The organism is Parabacteroides gordonii MS-1 = DSM 23371 (assembly GCF_000969825.1).
Taxonomy (GTDB): Bacteria; Bacteroidota; Bacteroidia; order Bacteroidales; family Tannerellaceae; genus Parabacteroides; species Parabacteroides gordonii.
The window spans coordinates 844,911-850,341 of the sequence record NZ_KQ033920.1; the positions used below are offsets into that span (position 1 = coordinate 844,911).

Sequence of the window (5,431 nt, forward strand, 5' to 3'; positions counted from 1 at the left end):
GAGACACTTTCTTTTTTCATCACCTCTTGATTGTCATTCTCTATGTTTATTTTCTTCATTTCCATTTTTATTACTTTTTTCATGCTTGTCTCTTTACTTTTTTACGCACATTAACAATTACATTCAGACACACAAAAAGCGGCGCAACACCCGGCAGGATGCTGCGTAACTATTAGGTGCATCTGGTATATTTAACAGATGCGATTGATAGGAATATAAAGTTTATTGTTTAGTACTGAGAAGATAAAATCAATTTTATCTCGCTTATCGTTGCTAACAGATTAGGTATATCATTCTGAAGTGTATCGAATATTGCTTCTGCATCTATTCGATGATATTGATGAACAATAATATCCCGTAATCCCATTAAATCTTTCCAAGGTACTTCCGGATAATTTATAAGTAATGTATGGTTTGTTATTTTATCTATATTCTTAACGCTTTCACCAATAAAAATAAGCTTCATGCAAACTCCATCCAGAATAAACATGCCATCAGGGCTCAGTAAAAAATCCTGATAAGTATTTATTCCTGATGTTCTTTGTTGAATTATACAACAGGATTCTTCTATTTGTGTGAGTAAATCAAGTATGCGTAACGTCATGATTATACGAAGATCACATCATTTAATATCGATTGCTTTAGTGATGTCCCGTTCAATTGATTTCTCATACGAACCAGATCAACGGGGCTCCCTAACAATTCCTCCAATTCATTTTTTATACGAACGTGGAGTAAAAGATTGGCTTTTCCTTCAAACAAAATATCAACGTCACTATTCTCATTTTGCTCTCCTCGTGCAACTGAACCAAAAATTCCCATTCTGGAAATTCCATATTTGGCTCCTTTCTGTTGCATGAATTGACGAAGAAGCTCTATGTATTCTTTTGTTGATTTCATGACTTATTTATTTAGTTTCTATATTGTTGATGGCAAATATACAATATTTTCTGTCCATAATTACATAACAGTCTCTATTTTCCTATCAATCTCATCATGTCAAAGAACGCTTGCTGTTTGCATCGATATCGAATGCAACGAGTGTTTTGTTTGTTATTATCGCTATTCCAATTCCTGAATGCAACGGGTGGTATGAACATCCTGAGGATACCAACCTTTGGATATTCCTGCATTCATCGTACTGGTTGTTCCATTTATATAGAAACCATAATTAGCTTTCCCGGCAGTACCAATATGTTCCCGTAACCACCAATTAGATCTTTGCCCTATATAATGAAATTCATCTGCATATCTCCAATAACCAGTCATACGTATATATGTCGCTTCACCGCTCCCCTTTGCTGAATAATAAAAATAAACTCCTCCATCTGCACTGAATGTCGTTGGATTGACTATATTTTGTGTTCCACCGATTGTTCCATCTGAATTAGGTGTAGCTGTAAAAAACGAACGCAGATGCCTATAGGAAACAACGCGCCAACCTGCAGGACATGGATCATGAAACGTCTTTGTCCCGGCTTCAGTATCGGGAGAATTCCATAATGTTGGTATAGCAGAAGTTTCACTGCACCAATCTATAGCAGTTGAACTCGCAATATAGACTGTTGCCGGATGCTGAAAAGCATTTCTGACTGTTGTTTTAGATGTTACACTGTTCAAGGGCACATACGTGATCCCGTCAGGAGCATATCTATTAAGCATCCCTTTGGGCGGTATAGTTTTCGATGTCAATCCTTTAACAACGGAAATAAGATCAGCCGAATAACTACTTGGGAACGGGTCTTTTCGCCCCCACTGATAATGAAGACCGTTTGCTTTTGACATGTCCAATTGATCACGAGGTGGATCTGAGAGTGTAAAACCGGCCATAGCTCCTAAATTTCGATCCATAATTGGAGGCTGATCTGCTACATTATTATATGTAAACTTCAGTTTCCGTTTGTTCACCGGGGTCAATACAGTTACATTGCTTTTTGCATCCGGATTATAATCTGTTACCCAAATATGCCAGCTCCAAAGAGGATCACCTGTTCCGTCAGTACTGGCATAGGCAGCAATGAGACCGCTTCCTCCTGTTGTGTTTGGAGCAACACGGCAATAGATACGAGCCTTATCAAAATCGTCTCCATTGCTGACATTGACTATATTCGTATGATCTTCCGATGAATTAACAGTACCTAAGACAGGATCGCCAACATCGCCATTTTCTTTCGTCTGCCACAGGACTTTAACCGATTGGATCTTTTCAGACGAACACCAACCTTTTAACAGTGAATTTTCGGTTACTGTCTCGTTTACGTAGTATTTATACGGATTGAAACAGAAAGCACCACCAGGAACCACCATAAAACAGTTGGCAGTCGGAACCAGATTGTTATTATTTTCTGAAGCCGGTATCGGGTCGATGATCGTTACACGACGGTCGTTGATCGGCAGGCCATCATGCTGTATTCTCACTGTATAGTTGTAATCGGTATTTCCATGCAGGTTAAAGTCCGACGATTCCGCACCACCCAGATAAACACGGTAACTTAGCTTTTTCTTTGCTTCGGTAGTATTGGATGCGATGAAATCGACATACGAACTGCCTGTCGGGGCATTCGATTTGATACGATAGGTCTGTGAGGTGGCAGACGAATTTGTTCCGCGTACATTGGCGGGTATCCAACAAGAATATTTGTTAGTAGCTATTTCGTTTTCTGTCAATTGTATTGTTGTATATTGATCCAGTAATGAGGGATAAGTCTTTTCTGTCTTATCAGGCGCCGGTACTATTTTATAATCAAGTGGAATACTTTGCAGCAGGATTTGTTTCATTTTATAGCCGCTATATGAATAAGTCCAGTTCAATGTCAGCCGGGCAGCCAGACGTTTAAGGAGCAAGCGGGCATCTTTGCCGTCAACACTTTGAAGTCGTTTGTCGCTACTCACCTTTACATGTTCGAGGTGTAAAATATAAGGCATCTTGTTCATATTTTCAGGAGAGATACCATTGATAACGGAAGCATCTATGGATAGCTTTTGAATATCTTCCAGTTTGTTGGTTGTTCCCAGACGAGGGGTTGTATTGCCCTCGCCCCAGGCTACGATAACTAACTGGCAGTCGGGGTTTTCATCCAAAGAAAGGGTGATAGCGGAACCGGTAGCCTGCTGCGGAACTGCATTATTCATTCCACCAATGCGTTTGCCGGATTGATCGTATTGCTGTATTTCCAGATTATAGAGTTGATCCGGTTTTACCGAAACATCGCCTTTAGTCATGGCATTAGGTTGTAGCTCGTAACTGAATGCTCCTTTCCCGGTTGATGTGCCGGATTTAGTGTCAACAGTATAGCCGTCGACTTCATCTGCAAACCCGATATGGAGAGATACTTCGACCGTCTTTCCCTCCGACGGACGAACCGCCGGATTGTCGATGCTATCTTCGCAACCTGTTCCTATCAATACCAGTGTTAAAAGTGTCATTGCAATAACTCCCTTTTTCTCTAATTTTCGTCCTATACTAGCCATCCTTTTATCATTTATTTACTACTACAAAACTGTCTCTTTCTTACGTAGAAAGAGACACGCTCCCGACAGGTTCTGTTAGCAACTGTCATTCAGCGCTTTAAATGCAATAGTAAATCAATGATCGCTTACGCCTCAAAGGGTGGCGTTATTTTAATATTATCAAATTGTTACCAAAACCTTGCCCCGGTCGTTAAAAGTTACTACTTTAGCAGCCATTACAGTTAGATTTTCAAGCAATTTGACACCGTGTCTCTTTCTACGTAAGAATGAGACACTTTCTTTTTTCATCACCTCTTGATTGTCATTCTCTATGTTTATTTTCTTCATTTCCATTTTTATTACTTTTTTCATGCTTGTCTCTTTACTTTTTTACGCACATTAACAGTTGCTATTCCCGTTCCTGGATGCAGCGGACAAGTAGAGATTCACGCTCATTACCTGTTGTCAGAAATTTAGCAGTCTTATTCCCCTCCATCATAAAATAAATTCCGCCACTACCGCCAGTCCTGCTTAAAGCATCTCCACACCACATGTACATACTACCATTAATACCTGTCAGGCCATACTGTGACCAATAACCTGCCAGATAGAAGTAAGTAGTATTCACACCGTTTTTATCATAATAGATTACATATCCGCCGGATGTACTCTCTTTTACTCTCAGATTTCCCGTACCACCAGAATTGAATAATTGTCGATAATTGGCCATAGTTGCAATGCGCCATCCTGTTGGGCAAGGATCATGAAGACCTTTACCAATACCGGCTCCCCAAGCTTTTCTGTAATCATCTGTAGCATTATCTATCCATTGATTAGAACCTGTAGGTATTTTATACATATTCCCCGGATCTTTATATGCATCCCGAAAAGAAACCTGTTTTTGAATAACGGACATTGGGTAAAAAGTAAGTCCGTCTGCTTTAAACAGGCTCAAAAGTCCCTTTGTAGGAGCATTAGCCTTTATATCTGTATTTAAAACTTGAGAAATCTTAGTATTTGAATAGCTCCCTCTGAAAGGATCTTTCCTACCCCACTGATAATAAAAACCATTTGTCTTTGATTTTTCAAGATCATCAGGGGGAAGTTCTATATATCCTGCCGATGCACCCAAGTTTCGATCCATCATTGGAAAATTGTTGGTATAGCTGCCATATTCAAACTTCAGTTTTCGCTTGTTTACCGGAGTTTGTACATCATTATTACCTCTTGCATCGGGACTATAATCCGTCACCCAAATATGCCAACTCCATAAAATTTCGCCACTTTCGTTATAGGCAGCTATGGCTCCACTACCTCCTGTTGTATTCGGGGCTACGCGGCAGTAGATACGAGCTTTATCAAAGTCGTCACCATTTATCAGATCGACTATGTTTTTATGATCGTCTGAAGAATTGACAACGCCCAGCACCGGATCACCAATATCACCATTCTCTTTAGTCTGCCAAAGGACTTTCACCGACTGAATCTTTGCGGACTCACACCAACTCTTCAACAGGGTATTTTCTGTAGGTTCCCCGTTTACCTCATATTTATATGGGTTAAAACAGAAAGCTCCACCGGGAGCAACCATGAAGCAGTTGGCTGTCGGAACCAGGTTATTATTATTTTCGGATGCAGGTATCGGGTCGATAATTGTTACACGGCGGTCATTGGTCGGTAATCCTGTATGATTGAAGTTTACTTCGTAGTTATAATTCGTATTATTGTAAAGATTGAAATCGAATGTTGTTCGTCCACCCAAATAGACACGGTAATTGAGTTTTTTCTTCGACTCTTCACCATTAACGGCTATGAAGCTGGCATACGAGCTACCTGTCGGGGCATTCGACTTGATACGGTAGGTTTGCGAAGTGGCTGCCGGATTTGTTCCACGTACATTGGCGGGTATCCAACAGGAATAGGATGATTTACCAGACGGATCGACCTGTATCGTTGTAAACTGGTCAAGCAACGACGGATA

General features: G+C 40.3%; 5 protein-coding genes. All 5 read right to left on the minus strand.

Annotated features, from left to right (window positions below):
- Positions 1-229: 229 nt before the first annotated feature.
- Positions 230-604: a HepT-like ribonuclease domain-containing protein gene (locus tag HMPREF1536_RS20515; protein WP_028729280.1), complete on the minus strand. Its 375-nt coding sequence runs from the start codon at positions 602-604 to the stop codon at positions 230-232.
- Between the two features lie 2 nt (positions 605-606).
- Positions 607-900, minus strand: coding sequence for a nucleotidyltransferase family protein (locus HMPREF1536_RS20520; RefSeq protein ID WP_028729279.1), 294 nt, complete (start codon positions 898-900; stop codon positions 607-609).
- A gap of 162 nt (positions 901-1,062) precedes the next feature.
- Positions 1,063-3,426 (minus strand): DUF4906 domain-containing protein, encoded by a 2,364-nt coding sequence (locus HMPREF1536_RS20525; protein ID WP_225608031.1) that lies wholly within the window; start codon positions 3,424-3,426, stop codon positions 1,063-1,065.
- Positions 3,427-3,630: 204 nt separating this feature from the next.
- Entirely contained in the window at positions 3,631-3,822 is a 192-nt protein-coding gene (locus HMPREF1536_RS20530) for a hypothetical protein (RefSeq protein ID WP_028729277.1), read from the minus strand.
- A gap of 37 nt (positions 3,823-3,859) precedes the next feature.
- On the minus strand, positions 3,860-5,431 hold a 1,572-nt coding region (locus HMPREF1536_RS20535), incomplete at its 5' end, for a DUF4906 domain-containing protein (RefSeq protein WP_046151808.1).

Excerpts from the sequence above, each read along its gene's own strand:
- HMPREF1536_RS20515 (WP_028729280.1), bottom strand. The coding sequence starts at position 604 with ATGACGTTACGCATACTTGATTTACTCACACAAATAGAAGAATCCTGT.
- HMPREF1536_RS20520 (WP_028729279.1), bottom strand. The coding sequence starts at position 900 with ATGAAATCAACAAAAGAATACATAGAGCTTCTTCGTCAATTCATGCAA.
- HMPREF1536_RS20525 (WP_225608031.1), bottom strand. The coding sequence starts at position 3,426 with ATGACACTTTTAACACTGGTATTGATAGGAACAGGTTGCGAAGATAGC.
- HMPREF1536_RS20530 (WP_028729277.1), bottom strand. The coding sequence starts at position 3,822 with ATGAAAAAAGTAATAAAAATGGAAATGAAGAAAATAAACATAGAGAAT.